The sequence below is a fragment of the Synechococcus sp. CCAP 1479/10 genome (assembly GCF_019038515.1).
Lineage (GTDB): Bacteria > Cyanobacteriota > Cyanobacteriia > PCC-6307 > Cyanobiaceae > Cyanobium.
In genome coordinates this window covers 137,054-152,520 of sequence record NZ_JAFKRJ010000022.1, presented here as the reverse complement: position 1 = coordinate 152,520, position 15,467 = coordinate 137,054, and the positions used below count along the sequence as shown (strand labels likewise).

General features: G+C 66.9%; 14 protein-coding genes. 6 read left to right on the top strand and 8 right to left on the bottom strand.

Annotation, left to right across the window (positions count from 1 at the left end):
• Positions 1–137 precede the first annotated feature (137 nt).
• The gene (locus KUG39_RS06670) at positions 138–1,892 is read left to right on the top strand and encodes a mechanosensitive ion channel family protein (protein ID WP_216913747.1); all 1,755 of its coding nucleotides are present in this window, start codon (positions 138–140) and stop codon (positions 1,890–1,892) included.
• A gap of 54 nt (positions 1,893–1,946) precedes the next feature.
• On the top strand, positions 1,947–2,807 hold the full coding sequence (locus tag KUG39_RS06665; protein WP_216913745.1) for a dienelactone hydrolase family protein: 861 nt from the start codon (positions 1,947–1,949) through the stop codon (positions 2,805–2,807).
• Between the two features lie 18 nt (positions 2,808–2,825).
• On the opposite strand, the gene glmM is transcribed toward KUG39_RS06665, so the two are convergent.
• Both glmM and KUG39_RS06655 read right to left on the bottom strand, forming a co-directional pair.
• A complete protein-coding gene (glmM, locus tag KUG39_RS06660; RefSeq protein WP_502988637.1) occupies positions 2,826–4,226 on the bottom strand; it encodes a phosphoglucosamine mutase in 1,401 nt (466 codons plus the stop codon).
• A gap of 48 nt (positions 4,227–4,274) precedes the next feature.
• Positions 4,275–4,499 carry a hypothetical protein gene (locus KUG39_RS06655; protein ID WP_094587451.1) on the bottom strand — a complete coding sequence of 75 codons (225 nt, stop codon included), beginning with the start codon at positions 4,497–4,499 and terminating at the stop codon, positions 4,275–4,277.
• Positions 4,500–4,552: 53 nt separating this feature from the next.
• On the opposite strand from KUG39_RS06655, the gene KUG39_RS06650 reads away from it, so the two are divergent.
• A complete protein-coding gene (locus tag KUG39_RS06650) occupies positions 4,553–6,592 on the top strand; it encodes a transglycosylase SLT domain-containing protein (protein WP_216913743.1) in 2,040 nt (679 codons plus the stop codon).
• Between the two features lies 1 nt (position 6,593).
• On the opposite strand, the gene KUG39_RS06645 is transcribed toward KUG39_RS06650, so the two are convergent.
• Both KUG39_RS06645 and KUG39_RS06640 read right to left on the bottom strand, forming a co-directional pair.
• Entirely contained in the window at positions 6,594–7,061 is a 468-nt protein-coding gene (locus KUG39_RS06645; protein ID WP_216913740.1) for a hypothetical protein, read from the bottom strand.
• Positions 7,058–7,468 carry an NIL domain-containing protein gene (locus tag KUG39_RS06640; protein WP_216913738.1) on the bottom strand — a complete coding sequence of 137 codons (411 nt, stop codon included), beginning with the start codon at positions 7,466–7,468 and terminating at the stop codon, positions 7,058–7,060. The genes KUG39_RS06645 and KUG39_RS06640 overlap by 4 nt, the downstream gene beginning before the upstream one ends.
• Positions 7,469–7,587: 119 nt before the next feature.
• Between KUG39_RS06640 and KUG39_RS06635 the strand changes: the two genes are divergently transcribed.
• Together KUG39_RS06635 and thyX are read left to right on the top strand one after the other, a co-directional pair.
• The gene (locus KUG39_RS06635; protein ID WP_216913736.1) at positions 7,588–8,175 is read left to right on the top strand and encodes a thioredoxin domain-containing protein; all 588 of its coding nucleotides are present in this window, start codon (positions 7,588–7,590) and stop codon (positions 8,173–8,175) included.
• A gap of 33 nt (positions 8,176–8,208) precedes the next feature.
• On the top strand, positions 8,209–8,934 hold the full coding sequence (thyX, locus tag KUG39_RS06630; RefSeq protein WP_216913734.1) for an FAD-dependent thymidylate synthase: 726 nt from the start codon (positions 8,209–8,211) through the stop codon (positions 8,932–8,934).
• Positions 8,935–8,958: 24 nt separating this feature from the next.
• On the opposite strand, the gene KUG39_RS06625 is transcribed toward thyX, so the two are convergent.
• From KUG39_RS06625 to KUG39_RS17270, 3 genes are all read right to left on the bottom strand, one after another.
• Complete coding sequence (locus KUG39_RS06625; protein ID WP_216913732.1) at positions 8,959–10,011, bottom strand: alpha/beta hydrolase; 1,053 nt, start codon at positions 10,009–10,011, stop codon at positions 8,959–8,961.
• A gap of 848 nt (positions 10,012–10,859) precedes the next feature.
• Positions 10,860–12,635, bottom strand: a complete 1,776-nt coding sequence (locus tag KUG39_RS06620) for a peptidoglycan-binding protein (protein ID WP_286192981.1) — start codon at positions 12,633–12,635, stop codon at positions 10,860–10,862.
• 498 nt (positions 12,636–13,133) lie between these two features.
• Entirely contained in the window at positions 13,134–13,259 is a 126-nt protein-coding gene (locus tag KUG39_RS17270) for a hypothetical protein (protein ID WP_286192980.1), read from the bottom strand.
• Positions 13,260–13,397: 138 nt separating this feature from the next.
• On the opposite strand from KUG39_RS17270, the gene KUG39_RS06615 reads away from it, so the two are divergent.
• Positions 13,398–13,643 carry a hypothetical protein gene (locus KUG39_RS06615; RefSeq protein ID WP_216913728.1) on the top strand — a complete coding sequence of 82 codons (246 nt, stop codon included), beginning with the start codon at positions 13,398–13,400 and terminating at the stop codon, positions 13,641–13,643.
• Between the two features lie 492 nt (positions 13,644–14,135).
• Here the strand turns inward: KUG39_RS06615 and KUG39_RS06610 are convergent, their stop codons facing one another.
• Positions 14,136–15,467 carry a caspase family protein gene (locus KUG39_RS06610; RefSeq protein WP_216913726.1) on the bottom strand — a complete coding sequence of 444 codons (1,332 nt, stop codon included), beginning with the start codon at positions 15,465–15,467 and terminating at the stop codon, positions 14,136–14,138.

Here is a 15,467-nt window from a genome sequence, read left to right as displayed (position 1 = left end):
GGGGATGACGGCAAACTCACCAGCAGGGCGACGGATTGCCGGTCCATCCGGGGATCAGCGCGGCAGCACCTGGGCATCGGCATCGGTGATGCGGGCTCTTGCCAAAGTCTGGGGGGATTGCAGCCGACGCCACCGCGATGACCCGAGCCCTGCAACCGTTGCGCTCCCCCCGCCAGGGCCCGCTGGTCCGGCGGGCCCTGGCCCTGCTGATGGCCCTGGGCCTGGCGCTGTCCATCGGCCTGGCGATGCTCCAGCCCCACCCCACGGCCGCAGCGACAGCCGCCGCAGAGGCCCCCGCCCTGGGCGGCCACGGCCCCGCCCCGGCGGACCCGGCCAGCGCCGGCAGCTTCCGCCTCGGCACGGTGCGGATCCTGGGGGTGCCCGTCATCACCGTGGCCTCATCGGCGGTGGGTTCCGGCAGCGACAGCGGGCCGGAGGCCGCCGAGCGGGCCCGGGTGATCGAGGGCAACCTGAGCCAGCTCTACGAACCCAGCAATCCCTGCACGCCGGGGGAACGGCTCGGTGAGGCGCTGCTGGATCACCTCAGCGTCGAGGGGACCAAGGCCGCCTGTGACCCCAACCATCTGGGGCTGCAGGGGCCTCCGGAGGCCCTGCGGGTGGTGGTGCTGCGGGAGCCCGATGGAGGGCAGCGGCTGGCGGCCAAGGTGCCCGGCCGCGCCAGCCCCTTCCCCCTGCTCACGGTCACCGAGCAGGACGCCGCATTCAACGGGCTGCCGGCCGATGCCCTGGCCGAACGGTGGCGCGGTCTGCTGGAACGGCGCCTGCGCAGCGCCCGTGGGGTGTTCGGCGAGGAGCAGCTCGACGGGCGCCTGCGGACCGCCCTGGTGTCCCTGGCCGGACTGGCCCTGCTGATGGCCCTGGCGGTGGCGTTGTGGCGCTTCAGCCAGCGCTCCCTGCCCCGCCTGCAACGGCGCTTCGCCGAGGGGTCGGGGCGCTTCGATCGCCTGCTGCTCCAGCTCACCCACACCGTCAGCCGGCTGCTGACGGCATTGGTGCTGCTGCTGGGGGTGGCGATGGGCGCCGTGCTGCTGCTGGCCTGGCCCGGCCAGATCCCGGCCGCCATCGATGTGCTGCTGCAGCCCGTGGTGGTGCTGATGAAAGCGCTGGCGCTGGCGGCCGTGGCCGTGGTGGGGCGGGGCCTGGTGGGGCTGCTGCTGACCCAGTGGGCCAGCCATCTGGCTGTGAACGCCGACCACCGGGCCCGACGCCGGCAGCGCTACCTGAGCCTGCTGCGGGTGCTGCGCCGGTTGGTGAACCTGGTCTGCCTGCTGCTGTTCGCGATCTGGACGGTGCTCGGAATCCCCGTGTTGCGGGACCTCTCCAGCAATGCCGTCCTGGCCAGTGGGGCCGTGCTCGGCGCCCTGGCGCTGGTGTTCCAGGGGTTGCTGCGGGATTTCGTCGCCGGGCTGGTGCTACTGCTCGACGACCGCTACGCCATCGGCGATGTGGTCGAGATCGGTGGCCGCTCCGGGGAAGTGGTGGATGTGGGGGTGCTGAGCACGGAACTGCGCTGCGCCGATCAGCGGGTGGTGGTGGTACCCAACAGCCACTGCGAGCAGGTGGTGAACCACACCAAGCTGCGTTCAGGGGCGGAGGTGACCGTGCTGCTGTCGCGCAGCCTCACCGATCTGGCGGGCGCCATGGCCCTGATCGCCGAGGAACTGGCCGCCTTCGGCGCCGATCCGCGCTGGGCCCCGAAGCTGCTGGAGCCACCCCGCCTGCTGGGCATCGACGCGATGACGGAGGACGACCTGCAGGTGAAGGCCCTGCTGATCACCGAGGCGGGCCAGCAGGGTCCAGCCCGGCGGGAACTGCTGGGGCGCCTGGTGCAGCGGCTGCAGGGCTGGCCGCAGCAACAGGGCAAGCCCTGAAGGATCCCGTTTCTAGGATCGCCTTTACGTACCAGCCCGATCGGGCCCTCTGCCATGGCCCCGTCCTCTTCTCTTCCCGGCACGGATCTCCGCCTCGGACGCCGGCAGCTGTTGCTGGGAGGCGCGGCCGCCGGCTTCGCCCTGGCGGTGCGGCCGGTGGCGGCGTCCACCGTCACCACCTCCGCCCAGGGGCTGACGGCCGGCTGGGTGTCGGTGCCGGGGGCGGATGGCGCCATCAAGGCCTACCGGGCCCGCCCCGCCAAGGGTTCGGGCTTCCCGGTGGTGCTGGTGGTGCAGGAGATCTTCGGCATCCATGCCTACATCCAGGACGTCTGCAAGCGCCTGGCCCAGCTGGGCTACCTGGCCATCGCCCCGAGCCTGTTCGATCGCCAGGGCGATGTGACCGTGCTGCCCGACATCCCCTCGATCCTGCCGCTGGTGGCGACGGTGCCCGATGCCCAGGTGATGGCTGATCTGGATGCCACCGCCGCCTGGGTGGCCGCCAGCGGCGAAGGGGACGTGGCACGGCTCGGCATCACCGGCTTCTGCTGGGGCGGGCGGATCACCTGGCTCTATGCCGCCCACAACCCGAAGCTGAAGGCCGGGGTGGCCTGGTACGGCCGGCTGGTGGGCACCGCCAACAATCTCCAGCCCCTCTATCCGATCGATGTGATTCCCAAGCTCAAAGCCCCGGTGCTGGGGCTCTATGCCGGCGAGGACGACGGCATTCCGAATGAGTCGGTGGAGCGGATGCAGGCGGCCCTGAAGGCGGCCGGCAGCCCCAGCCGCATCGAGGTGTTCCCGGGCGTCCCCCACGGCTTCCACGCCGACTACCGCCCCACCTACCGCGCCGCCGCCGCGGCCGCCGGCTGGACGCAGATGCGGGCCTGGTTCCGCGCCAACGGCGTGGTGTGAAGGCAGGCGGCCGGGGGCTCAGGCCCGGTTGAGGTGCTCCTCGGCGGCGGCCGCCAGGCTCTCACTCCAGTGGTCGACCTGGCTCTGCTCGGCCGCCTCCACCATCACCCGCAGCAGCGGTTCGGTGCCGCTGGCCCGCACCAGCACCCGGCCGTGGCCCTCCATGGCCGCCTCCGCCTCGGCCACCGCCAGCCGCAGCGGTTCGCACTCCTGCCACTGCTGGCGCCGCTGCCGGTCGGGCACGGTGACGTTGACCAGCCGCTGGGGGTAGGGCTGGAAGCTGCCATCCATCCACTCGGCCAGCTTCAGGCCGCCACCGTGGATCAGGGTGGCCACCTGCAGGGCGGTGAGCAGGCCGTCGCCGCTCATGCCGTGCCGCGCCGAGAGAATGTGCCCCGACTGCTCGCCCCCCAGGCCGGCCCCCAGGGCCTCCATGGCGGCGTGCACGTGCTGATCGCCCACGTCGGTGCGCTCCAGCACCCCGCCGCTGGCCTGCCAGGCCCGCTCGAAGCCCAGGTTCGACATCACCGTCGCCACCAGGCGGTCGTCGGGCAGCTGGCCCTCGCGGCGCAGGGCCGAACCCCACAGATAGAGGGTGTGGTCGCCGTCCACCACCCGGCCGCGGCCGTCCACCGCCAGCATCCGGTCGGCGTCGCCGTCGAAGGCGAAGCCCATGTCGGCGCCGCTCTCCAGCACCGCCCGCTTCAGGGGCTCCAGGTGGGTGCTGCCACAGCCCTGGTTGATGCGTTCGCCATCCGGCTCGCCGTGCAGCACCAGCACCTCCGCCCCCAGGGAGCGGAACAGCTCCTCGCCGCAGGCGGTGGCCGACCCCCAGCAGAGGTCGAGCACGACGCGGCAGCCGTCGAGGCGCTGGCCGCCGGTGCTGGCCCGCAGCGAATCGACGTAGGCCGCCAGCAGGTCGGGCCGCATCACCTCCCGTCCGCCGCCGTGCAGCGGCGGCAGGGCGGTGCGGCCCTGGAGTCCGGCCTCGATCGCCTGCTGGCGGGCGGCCACAAGCTTGGCGCCGCTGGCGCCGAACACCTTGATGCCGTTGTCGTGGGGGGGGTTGTGGCTGGCCGACACCATCAGGCCGCCGGCGGCCCCCTGGCGGCGGATCGTGCCCGGCACGGCGGGCGTGGGGCACAGCCCCAGCTGCCACACCTCGCGGCCGGCGGCCATCAGGCCGGCGCTGAGGGCCGCCACCAGCATCGGCCCGCTGCGGCGCGAGTCGGTGCCGATCACCACCGGCCCATCGGCCTGGAGCACCACGCCGGTCCAGTAGCCCACCTGCAGGGCCAGGGCGGGGGTGACGCTGGTGCCGACGCGGCCGCGGATACCGTCGGTGCCGAAGCGGGCCATGCCATCGGCCAGGGGGGCCCCGAGGGGGAACCCCGCCGGATGCGAAGCCGCTTCTCCCATGCCGCTGCCATCACTGGGGAGCAGGCTACGTGCCGTCCCCGGCGGGGCTCAGCGCCAGCGGGGCGGCCACCAGCGCCAGCGCAGCAGTTCGGCGGTGGCCCAGAGCAGCAGCAGGCCCAGGCACCAGCCCGGCAGCAGCCGGACGGGCCAGAGCGGCCGCAGCAGCAGGGCGAGCAGGGCCACGGCGCTCACCACCACGGCGCGGCGGCGCTGGCCCGCCCCGGGCAGGCGGTCGAACAGCGGTGGCAGGGCGGGGAGGGAGGGCAGTCGCACCGGGGACGGCGCAGGCGGATGCCCAGAATGCCCCGGACGCCGTCCCCCGGCCATTGGCCCGACTCCCGCTGCTGCTGTCGCTCTCCTGCCTGGGCACCGGCCTGGCACTGGTGGGGGGCCGGGCCCTGCTGGCGCGCCAGCCGGCGCCCACCCCCGCCACCGCCACCGACCGGCTGGAGTGGCTGCAGCACTGGGATGCCGATCCCTGGCGGCGCCGGGAGGCCAGCCTGCTGCTGGCGGCCCGCAGCAAGGATCCCCAGGCGCAGCGCCAGTGGCTGCGGGGCCAGGGCTGGGGTCCCGATCCCCTGGCCGCCCTGGTGCTGAAGCAGGACGCCCTCGCCGCCGCGGCCCTCGGACGCCCCGAAACGGCCCTGGCCCTGTGGCGCCAGCTGCAGCGGCGCTTCCCCGGTGATCCGGCCAGCGCCGATGCCCTCTACGCCCTCGGCGGCGACGATCCGGACAAGCGCCGGCAACTGCTGCAGCGCTTCCCGGCCCACCCCGCGGCCCTGGCCGCCGCCCTGGCCGCCGGCCCGGAGGCGGCCGAACGCCGCCGCGGCGCCCTGCACCTGGCCCGCTGGGGCGCCCGCTGGCCCGGCGCCGAGGCCCGCCTGCGGCAGGTCTGCAAGGAGGACCGCCCGGACCTGAGCGCCCGGCAGCGGGGTCAGCTGGCGGAAGGCCTGGCCGAGCTGGGCGATGCCGAAGGCGCCCTGGGCTGCCTGGGCTCCAGCCTCAACGGCCTGGGGGCCAGCGGCCGGCTCAGCCTGGGCCGGGCCCTGCTGGCGGGGAACGAGCAGCAGCAGGGCCAGGCGGAGCGGCTGCTGCTGGATCTGGTCCGCAGCGCCCCCACCACGCCAGAGGCCGAGGCGGCCGTGCGTCTGCTGGCCCAACAGGGCAGCCCCGCCGCCGCCGCATCCCTGGCCCGGCTGCCGCCCCGCTGGCGCGACAGCGCCCCGGTGCTGGCCCGGCGGATCCAGGAGGCCGAACCCAAGGGAGACGGCCCCCATCCCGCCACCGACGCCGCCGCCCTCAAGCTGCTGCGCCGCTGGCCCCTCGACCCCGCCAGCCGCACGCTGCAGTGGGATCTCGTGCGGGAGCGGCTGCTGGCCGGCCGCTGGCGGGCAGCCAAGGCCCTGCTGGAGGCCATCCCGACAGACCAACTGCCGCCGCCCCTGGCCGCCCGCCAGAGCTTCTGGATCGGCTTCGTGCAGCAGCAGCTCGGCGACGGCGCCGCCGCCCGGGCCACCTGGGAGGCGCTGCTGCGGCGCCATCCCGGCGGTTACTACGGCTGGCGTGCCGCGGTGCGCCTGGGTCAGGGGGATCTGCAGTTGAGCGCCGGGCCCCACCTGCCGGCCGGTGCCGAAGACCCGGGAGGGGGCAGCGGCTGGCGGCCCCTGGCCAGCGGCGACGCGACCCTCGATCGGCTCTGGCGGCTGGACCAGCGCACCGAGGCCTGGGAGACCTGGCGCCACCGCCGCGGGCGCCGCGCCCCGGAGGGCAGCCGCGAGCTGCTGCTGGAGGGGCGGCTGCGCCAGGGGGTCGGCGACGACTGGACCGGCTTCGGCCTGCTGGAGCAGGCCAGCCTGAAGCTGGACGGCAATCAGTGCGCCCTGGAGCGGGAACTGGAGCGCAGCCTGCATCCGCTGCGCTTCGAGGCGGCCTTCCGGGCGGCCGCCAACCAGGGCGGGCTGCCGATGGAGCTGCTGCTGGGGGTGGCCAAGCAGGAGTCACGCTTCACCCCGGCGGTGCGCTCGCCGGTGGGGGCCACGGGCCTGATGCAGCTGATGCCGGAGACCGCCGCCGAGCTGGCCGGTGGGCCGGTGCCGGAGTCGGTGCTGGAGGACCCGGCCGGCAACGCCAGCCTCGGCAGCCGCTACCTGGCCAAGATGCTGCGCCAGTGGAACGGCGACCCCCTGCTGGCGGTGGCCAGCTACAACGCCGGGCCAGGCGCCGTGGCCGGCTGGGTGAACCCCCAGCTGCGCAGCGACCCGGAACTGTGGGTGGAGGCGATCCCCTACCCCGAAACCCGTCTGTACGTGAAGAAGGTGCTGGGCAACGTCTGGAGCTACCAGCAGGGCAGCGAACCGGGCTGCTGATTCAGCGCACCAGCAGGCGGCCGAAGTTGGCGCCGCCCAGCACCAGCAGGGTGAGCACCCCGGCCAGCACCAGCGGCGGCGGCACCACCCGCACCCGCAGCAGGTCGAGCCGGGCCAGCAGCACCGCCGAGCCCATGATCAGCACGTTGGCCAGCACGTTGAGGTGCAGCAGGTAGAGGCCGCCGACGGTGACCAGCAGCAGGGTGACCACCAGGCTCACCACCCGGCTGGCAGCCATCACGATCGACAGCTGCCGGATCACCAGGTCGGGCATGGTGCAGACGAACACGATCAACATCGCCTGCAGGCACTCCGCCGACCAGATCAGGGTGGTGAGTTCCTGCATCTGGGTGCCGCCGGTCTCGAGGGCATGGCTCCAGTGCATGCCCTGGTAGGTGCTGACCCCCATCAGCACCAGCAGCATCGGTGCCTGGAGCGGCAGCAGCATCAGCCGGAAGATCTCCTTCATGGCTGCAGCACCAGGGTGATGGCCTCCAGCGGGCAGCTGGGGATGCACTGCTCGCACACCAGGCAGCGGGAGGCCTCGAAATGGAGCCGCTGGCTGGCCGGGGTGTAGTGGAGGGCGCCGCTGGGGCAGACGCTGGAACAGATGCCGCAGTCGACGCAGCGCTCCGGATCGATCCGGATCTCACCGGGGGCGCGGTTGAGCCCCAGCCCCTGGCTCTCCAGCCAGTCCTCCGCCGCATCAAGCTCGTCGATGTCGCCGGAGAGCTCCACCACCATGGTGCCGCTCTGGTTGGGGGCGATCTGGGCCCGCAGGATCTTGGCGGCGATGTCGAAATCGACCGCGAGGCGGTAGGTGATCGGCTGGTGCACCGCCTCGGAGGGGAAGTGGAGAGTGAGGCGCCGTTTCACCGCTCCAGGCCGGGAAAGCTGACGCTAGCAACGATGTCCGGAGCCAGCCCCCGCCCGCAGGCGCCCGGCCGGTGGGTCGACGCTGCCAGAGTGGGCGCCGTTCCGTGTCGCCGCCGCCCATGGCCCCGTCGGGCAGTTCCCCCCCCTCCGCCCTCGGCCGCACCGAGCGCATGGTGCTGGCGGCCGTGGCGGCCGTGCTGGTGGTGCTGATGGTGTGGCTGCGGGGCGGCCTGCACCCGGAAGCGCCCCTGGAGCGCCTTGCCCGCCAGTCGCCCGAGTTCAACGCGGCCCTGGCCGATGGCCGGCCCACCCTGGTGGAGTTCTACGCCGACTGGTGCGAGGCCTGCCGTTCGATGGCGCCGGCGATGGAGCGGATCGAGCGCCAGCAGCACGGCCGGATGGATGTGGTGCTGCTCAATGTCGACAATCCCCGCTGGCAGCCGGAGCTGGAGCGCTACGACGTCAACGGCATTCCCCAGCTGGAGTTCTTCGACGCCGCCGGCGGCTCCGTGGGGCGCTCGATCGGCGCCCGCAGCGGCCCCGAGCTCGAGGCCCTCACCACCGCCCTGGTCGACGGCACGCCCCTGCCCCTCCTGGCGGGGGTGGGGGCGGTGAGCAGCCTGCCGGAGGCGGCTGGGACCGAGGGTGCCGCTCCCCCGGCGGCCGCCCTGCCCAGCCCCCAGGCCGGCCCCCGCAGCCACGGCTGATCCCGCCATCTCCCTTCCCCCCGCACCCCGCCCATGGATCCCCGCTTCCGGGTCGAGCTGATCGCCGCCACGCCGAACCCGCAGCAGTGCGTCTATGCCGGGATGCACCAGGACTACAGCGAGGGCTTCGTGGCCGCCGACCGGGCCGACTGGCCCGATGAGCGCAAGGCCGGTGAGATCTGCGTCAAGCGGCTGCTGGCCGGCGAGCGCGGCCACTACGGACCCCTGGAGCACGCCCAGATCGTGCTCAACGTGGGCTGGTTCCCCCATTCGGTGATGCAGCAGGCCCGCACCCACCGGGTGGGGGTGAGTTTCGACGTGCAGTCGATGCGCTACACGGGCGACCGCATCCGCCGGGCCGCCAACGGCGAGCTCGACCTGGAGGAGGTGTTCTACCTGCGGCCGGTGGGGCCCTACAGCGACCGCCAGGGCAAGAAGTACCTCTACGACGAAGAGCAGCGGGCCATTGATCTGGAGCTGTGCCGCGCGGCGGCGGAGCGCTACCGCGACCTGCTCGATGCCGGCTATGCCGAGGAGCACGCCCGCGGCATCCTGCCGTTCGACTACCGCCAGCACTTCGTGGTCAGCTTCACCCTGCGGGCCTTCCTGCACTTCCTCGACCTGCGGGCCAAACTCGATGCCCAGCAGGAGATCCGCGAGCTCTGCGACCTGATGTGGCCCCACCTGCAGCAGTGGGTGCCGGAATTCGCCGACTGGTACGAAAAGAGTCGGCTGCACAAGGCCAGGCTGGCGCCCTGAGCGACGGCATCCCTTGGCCTGGAATCACCGGCGCGCGCCTGCAACCGGTCTAACGGTCGGGGACGGGCGCACCCCAAGGCGCCAGGTGCCGAGCGCCTCATCCCACCAGAATCCGTTGGGTGCTCCGCCCATCTCGTGCACGGGGTAGCCGGTCAGGGCCCTACGACAGAACAGCTGCACCAACTGGTTCTCGACATCCAGGAACAGATTGTGCTCGGATCCGACCCGAGATCCCCCCGTGAAGTCGAAGTAGGTGGCGCGCGCCTGGAAGCCGCTCCGGGCGATGCCGAGCCGTTCGGGATTGATGGCGTCCGAGAGGCGAAGGATACTGTCGAAGGCATTGAGGGTGATCAGAACATCACTGCCGAAGGTCATCCTGTCGACCCAGTCCAGATGGTCGTGGGCATCGACATCCGCTTGGTGCAGGATGATCGTGTCGAACCTGATCGGGGAGCCAACGAGCGCCTTGGTGCGCGTCACCATTTCCAGCAGCAGATTGCCCTGGCTGTGCGCGTAGAGGCCAAGCGTGAACTTGCGTATCGGGGTGCCGCTCAGCGCGGGCACAGCCAGAAAGTCCCACACTCGCTGCATGACGATGGCCAGCGCCGCCGCTGAAGGCACGGCCGCCGCCTGGGCCCGGCGATAGGCGTTGACGGGATCCAAGACGATCCCTCCAGGTTTCGAAGGCCAGCTGAACAGGATCACATTGACCTGTTGGTCCAGCCCTGATCCGTGGTAGCGCTGCTGCAATCCATAGGCCTCCTCGAGGCTGTCGAGGAAGGATTGTCCGTACCCATGCACGGCCACGACCCACCGCGGGCCCATGGATCCCGCACGTATTCTCTCCAACACGGAGCGAAACAGGAGCTGGCTGGGTAGCTGACTGGGCAGCTCGGTGCGATCCAGCGGCTCCTCCTGCAGATCGAGCCTCCATGCGCCGGTGGCTTCCACCTTCTGAGCGACTGCGATTCTGAGTTCGCTGCTGCCCTCTGTGTTTTGCGAGTCACCGAAGAGATCGGCCCCTCCGGATCCGGTGGCAGAGCGCCTGAGGGAGCGGTTGGTGAAGACGATGATCATGGAACGACCCAAAAGAAAGGAACGGAAGCGAATGCCCTGTATCTCCTCAACCCTGGTTCAGCGCAATCGCTCGATGGAGACACGCATCGGCCCTCCCCGGGACGATGAGAGGGCGCGATTGTTGTCGTATTTGCTTTCCCAGTCATTCGGGAACAGCATCAGCTGTTCGGCACTTCCGGTAGGGAGGTCCTGAGGCGCCGTCCAGGTCGTTAGCCTGCCGATTACAAAGGTGTGCTTGAGGCTTGACCCCACACTTCCCGAGAGTACGAACATGCGCCGCCAGGGAAGGCGATTGAAAGGATGCAAAGGCGGAAACCACCATCCCTCCGGACCAACAGTGATCCAGAGGTCTCGCCAGCGGCCAGCGGCCGAGATTCTGTAGGTAGCCCCAGGTGTGACCAGCACAGAGGTGGGGAAGAACGTCTCACGGGGGCAAACCTCCGGGAGAATCCGCCATTCTCCCACCCCCAGCTCCCTTGGCACAGGCGATGCTGCCCCAGCCAGCGGCGCAATCCTGCCGGCCTCCTCACCCTTCAGGAGGCAGAGGCCTCCAGCTGGAATGGACATGGGCAGATCAGTAGCGGCGACGGAAGCAGGAAGCATCACCATTGACGTCAGGATTAGCAACAGGCACAGCAAGCGCGCAGGAGGTAAAGGGCTGCGGCAGAAAGGATCTGTCATTGGCAATCCTTGAATTGATTGAATTGGACAGGGCGGAAGAGGCTTCCACGAGGAGTCATTCCCGCGGAAGAGTTTCGTGGGCATCAACCTCATCGGCCGCCTTGGCTAATCAGTAGAGAGGAATGAACTCGCCACCATGTTCAGCACAGCACTTCTTTGGGTGAGTCTCATACAGGAATCAACTGCTCCCCAGTAGCCTCTTCCAGAGCCTCGATGGTCTGGGGATCGGCGACGCCATCCACTGAGAGGCCCTTCACCTGCTGAAACTCCGAGACTCTTCTTTCGGTGTTGGGACCGAACTGGGAGTCGGCAGGCAGCTGATCGGGCGAGAGGTTGAGTGCCTTGCGCAGCAGCAACTGGAGGCGACCCACCTCTTTGTTGATCATGCCCCGCTGCAACGCGATGGCAACCCCGAATCCCATGGCGGGCGAGCGGTCGACGCAGGCGGCGGTAGCGGGACCCCAGAGGCCATCGACGGTAATGGACTCTTCCGGATTGTGGTCATTCCAGAGTTCCTGGAAGGCCCGCACCTGAAGGGGTCCGAGATCCACTCCGCCAGGCTGATAATCAAAGTGGACAGGGTCGAAGCCACCGAGCCAACGCCAGCCCTTGGGCTCAAGGAACGGCTTCCAGCCCTGATCATCTTCCACATCTATAGCCAGACCGCTGTTGTGGTTGCTATTGGGAGGGGGCGCCGCTGCCCTGATGCCGCAGATTCCACGCTGATGCTGCTCGAAGAGCATGTATTGCTGCATTGGGGTTCGCAGACAGCTGTTGATAAGGAGCTTCGTTCCCCGGTCTTCCACTGCGCGGATCAGGTCCTCGAGGGCCTTCGTCTGCAGGAAGGGATTGTTCTGATCCCCCTTGCAGTCGATCAGGGGATGGTCGACTTTGGCGAGCACACCGGGCTTGTCCTGCATGAGTCTGTCCAGCACCTGGAGCGAAAGTCCCCGGATCAGACCTGTGCTGCAGGCAGGAATTTGAGCGCCGACCTGGAGGTCCCTGGGAACCGGGCGAGCCCTGGGCGCCACCCCGGCTTCCCCTGCCTCGGCCGCAGACGCCGGTGCCTCCATGGCTGTCCCCCTCTCGGCACGGGGAAGCGGCGGCGCCGTGGTGGGCATGGCCGCCAGCGGTGGGGGGACGAGCGCACCAGTAAGGCGATCACCCGTGGTGAAAGCGGCGGTGAAGGAAGCCAGCCCATGGGTCCCGCCATTGACAGCGCGTCGCGCTTCAATCAGATCGCCGATCAGCAGGGCGCCGCGGACCCGGCGCTCCCTGTTCTTCAGGAACGTCGCCAGGATGAGGGCGGCCGTCGGCGGATCGTTGGCCTTGGTGGGATCGGCGATAAGGTCCACCCCGATCTGCTGGCCGATCCGCTGATAATTGCTGCGCCCGGTGAGCTGCACAAAGCCACGGCCTTTGAAGTCGGCCCCGTCGGTGGGGCCCCGGTTTCCCAGATCCGAACGGTTGTCATAGAGGCCAAAGGGAACGCCACCCGGCGCCGTATTGAACCGGGACCTGAATTCATCGATCGGTTCAAACCCTTCCGTCTCGGCACGGATGGTGGCAAGGGCCATCAAGAGCATGTCCCGGTCTCCAAGACTGACCCTCCGCATCGCCTCCAACACCTCGGGCAGATGGCTGTTGATGTTGCGTCGGGGTGTCGCAGAGGAAAACATCCTGGCCACAAGATCCACGCTGAACAGTGCGGTGGCATCCGGCCGGGTGTCATCCGGGAGGATCTCCTCCTGAAGGGCACCAAGGGTCTCCACTCCTGCGATGCCATCGGCCAGCAGGCCTGCGCTGTTCTGGAAGGCAATCACCGCAGCTTCCGTTCCAGACCCGAAAGCCCCATCGACCGTGCCTGGATCGAAGCCGGCTTTCTTGAGGCTGACCTGGAGTGATTCCACTCGGTCACCACGATCGCCACGTCGAAGAGCCATCGCCGCCTGACAGGGAATGAATAATGATTCTGAACGCGGGCCAGGAGAGATGCTGGGACAGCGTGCAACTGCAAGCTTTCTTTGCATCGAATGCCCCGATGCCATCTAGCCCAAGGCGCGCCGGGACTTAACATAGTCACATGAAGTTCCGCGCCCGCGGCGCTTCTCACCAGGCGCAGGCTTTTACCGGAATGAGGCTGAAACCGGAGTCCGACCAGTTGTAGCAAGCGACTGCCAGGTCAGATATCACCGAAAACTCGGTTAGTTTTTCTGGGTTAGAAGGATGTTCAGGGACAAGGCCTGTGAGACCACAACGGGTTGAGGTCCTATCCACCATCCCAAGCCAAACGTTCCCAGGCATAGGCACCCCAATGCCCGCTTGAGCTTGCGGGGCCTTCAGGGGCTTGTGCTCCAGCATCTAAAGCAAGGCCGCTGCCTAACCAAGCTCGCCTCAAAGGATTGGATCAGCTTCCGCAGCGTTTAACGCTGGCTGGCCAGTTACCGCTCAGGCGGTGCAGCCTCACTGACGGATTGAAGCAGCAGGTGCAGCAGGTCGTGGATCTCCGGCACCAGCGGCTCGACCACCGGCACTTCGCCGGGCTGCTGGGGGGGTACCTGATCCATCGTGGCCCAGGCCCAGAGCCAGCTCGCTCTAGGACGATTGCGGAACCTGGAGCCAAACCACCTGAGGAGCGGTATGGGTGGAAGCGGCCTGGCAACCTGATCCGCATGGACGTCAAGTCTCAACCCAGCTTCCGATAGGTGAGCCACCGGATCACCGGCGATCGCCAATGGGAGCGCCCCTACGGCAGGGGCTTCGAAAAGGTCGCTGTTGCCGTTGATGCCACCAAGCTTGCGTACGCCGAGGTGCTGGCGGAAAAGCAGGAGCAAACTTTGATCGGCATTCTCAGCCGTGGCGTCGCCTGGGTCAACGGCCAAGGCAACCATTACGCGGATATAAAAGGCTATGAATGCCGCCGAGGAATGAGCGAGATCGGCCCAAGCTAGGCCTCCAGCACATTCTGCAAAGACTGCAACGCCCTGTGACCTTGAAGCAAGCGAACAAGACACTACACACTCAGGCCCAACGGCAAGCCGGAGCGGTTGATTCGGAACCTTCGCCTGTAGTGGGCCTATGCCATGGCCTTCAATAACACCGAGGGGAGGAATCGTTGGCTGCATCGGCACGCGGCGTTCTACATCCGCCTAAGGAAGCACTTGACCCTGGTCTGGAGCTGAACTCTGCAGCGGCTCGCCGAGCTGCTCCGCTGAACAAGGCGGCGGGACACACCAGACAAGTCAATATGCGCCCACAAACTCCCAATCGTACCCAAGCACATCTACCTAGAGCTGTACCGACAACCGACTGTTTCATTAAATCATCACATTCAATATTCGCGCGAAATACATTCGATAGAGAATACCTAGTTCGGAGTTTGCGGCAATCGCCAAGCTAGCCTTAGATTCTCGCTCAGAATCACTCAATGGGAGCCTCGGTAGCTAACGACACATGAGCGACTCTCTATCAATTACTTGAGCTTTCTGAATTTGATCTACAGTCAAAGGGCGGCATGACTTCGATTTTTTGGGCAGGTCAAGATCAGCACCTAACTGAATAAGCAAGGGCCTTTTCGAGTTGGGCGATGTTGGCTTAAAGCTTCTTATGGAAATGAGCTGAATACCATCAAGGATTAAGCTATTGGCAAATAGCTTAACGTCATTGATGTCGACTCCAGAGCCAACCCACATTGCATTGACAGCTGGTGCAGCTGACTGAGAAAGCAATCTTGAAGACATATACTTGCTGCGCCCAAAGCCGAGCCTTCGGGTAATAGCCTCAACCAGGCCTTTGGTATTGGACCTACTTTCAAAATATTCGATTTCGTAGCGCGATCTGCGCTGAAGATCTTCAGTTGATTGATTCGCGGAAGGAGGCGAGGGCTCCTTTGGTCCCACTATTTGGCTTGATAATCCCTTATCACTAGAAATGCTGGCCACCGAGAAAACCATTTCGCCAGGCGGCTCTGCTTGTGTAAAAAATGGAGAAACTCTCGCATATTGAGGAGATTGCTTTAGATTCGGCAGCTGCTTGCGAGGCATCAGACTAGTGACATGGCTTGCAACTTCAGAAACTGTTACAAGTCCATCATTATTGATGTCCGCGGACCCACTAATAGCATCAATAAATAAGGGTGTAAAGACGCTAACGCCGGGAACCTCCTCGTCAGCGGAACCTGCTGTTAGAAACTGGCGAGAGGGGTTGCTTATAGCCGCGGGAAGGGCTTGCCCGAGATTCCCACTAGAGCCAGGTTTTGCCGAAAAGACAGCGCCAGAACTACAGGAGTCAAGAACAATTAAGACATGTTTGTTTAGCGATGAATTAATCGCAAATCCATTAAAGACCTCCATTGGCACGGAATGTTCATAAAATCTCGGATCATCACCTGTGCTATTAAAGTTTACGCTAGGCGCGTCTGCTCCAATAAGAAATCCTATATTTCTCCGAGATAGCCCATGGCCTGTAAAAAAAACAATCATTCTATCTACATCGTTGCGAGTTCCATAAGTTGACATGAAGTTAAGCAGCACAGGAGCTAATTCCTTACTGCTTCTAGGGTTTGGGACAACCTTAACCTCAAAGCCTTGGGCTTCGAGAGCTGATTTCACTTTATCTGCTTCGGACTTGGTATTCCGGAGTGGGGGCCAAGACTTGTAATCATCTACGTAGACTACCAAGGCCTTACTGTTCCTGTAAGTTACAATAGGCAGCCCATGTGAATCCTTGACAGTCACTGATCGCTGATCTTCCTCGGCCCAAGACAGAGGCGCCAT

Coding starts and splice junctions, on each gene's coding strand:
- KUG39_RS06670 (WP_216913747.1), top strand. CDS start 138: ATGACCCGAGCCCTGCAACCGTTGCGCTCCCCCCGCCAGGGCCCGCTG.
- KUG39_RS06665 (WP_216913745.1), top strand. CDS start 1,947: ATGGCCCCGTCCTCTTCTCTTCCCGGCACGGATCTCCGCCTCGGACGC.
- glmM (WP_502988637.1), bottom strand. CDS start 4,226: ATGGGAGAAGCGGCTTCGCATCCGGCGGGGTTCCCCCTCGGGGCCCCC.
- KUG39_RS06645 (WP_216913740.1), bottom strand. CDS start 7,061: ATGAAGGAGATCTTCCGGCTGATGCTGCTGCCGCTCCAGGCACCGATG.
- KUG39_RS06635 (WP_216913736.1), top strand. CDS start 7,588: ATGGCCCCGTCGGGCAGTTCCCCCCCCTCCGCCCTCGGCCGCACCGAG.
- thyX (WP_216913734.1), top strand. CDS start 8,209: ATGGATCCCCGCTTCCGGGTCGAGCTGATCGCCGCCACGCCGAACCCG.
- KUG39_RS06625 (WP_216913732.1), bottom strand. CDS start 10,011: ATGATCATCGTCTTCACCAACCGCTCCCTCAGGCGCTCTGCCACCGGA.
- KUG39_RS06620 (WP_286192981.1), bottom strand. CDS start 12,635: ATGGCTCTTCGACGTGGCGATCGTGGTGACCGAGTGGAATCACTCCAG.
- KUG39_RS17270 (WP_286192980.1), bottom strand. CDS start 13,259: ATGGATCAGGTACCCCCCCAGCAGCCCGGCGAAGTGCCGGTGGTCGAG.
- KUG39_RS06610 (WP_216913726.1), bottom strand. CDS start 15,467: ATGGCGCCTCTGTCTTGGGCCGAGGAAGATCAGCGATCAGTGACTGTC.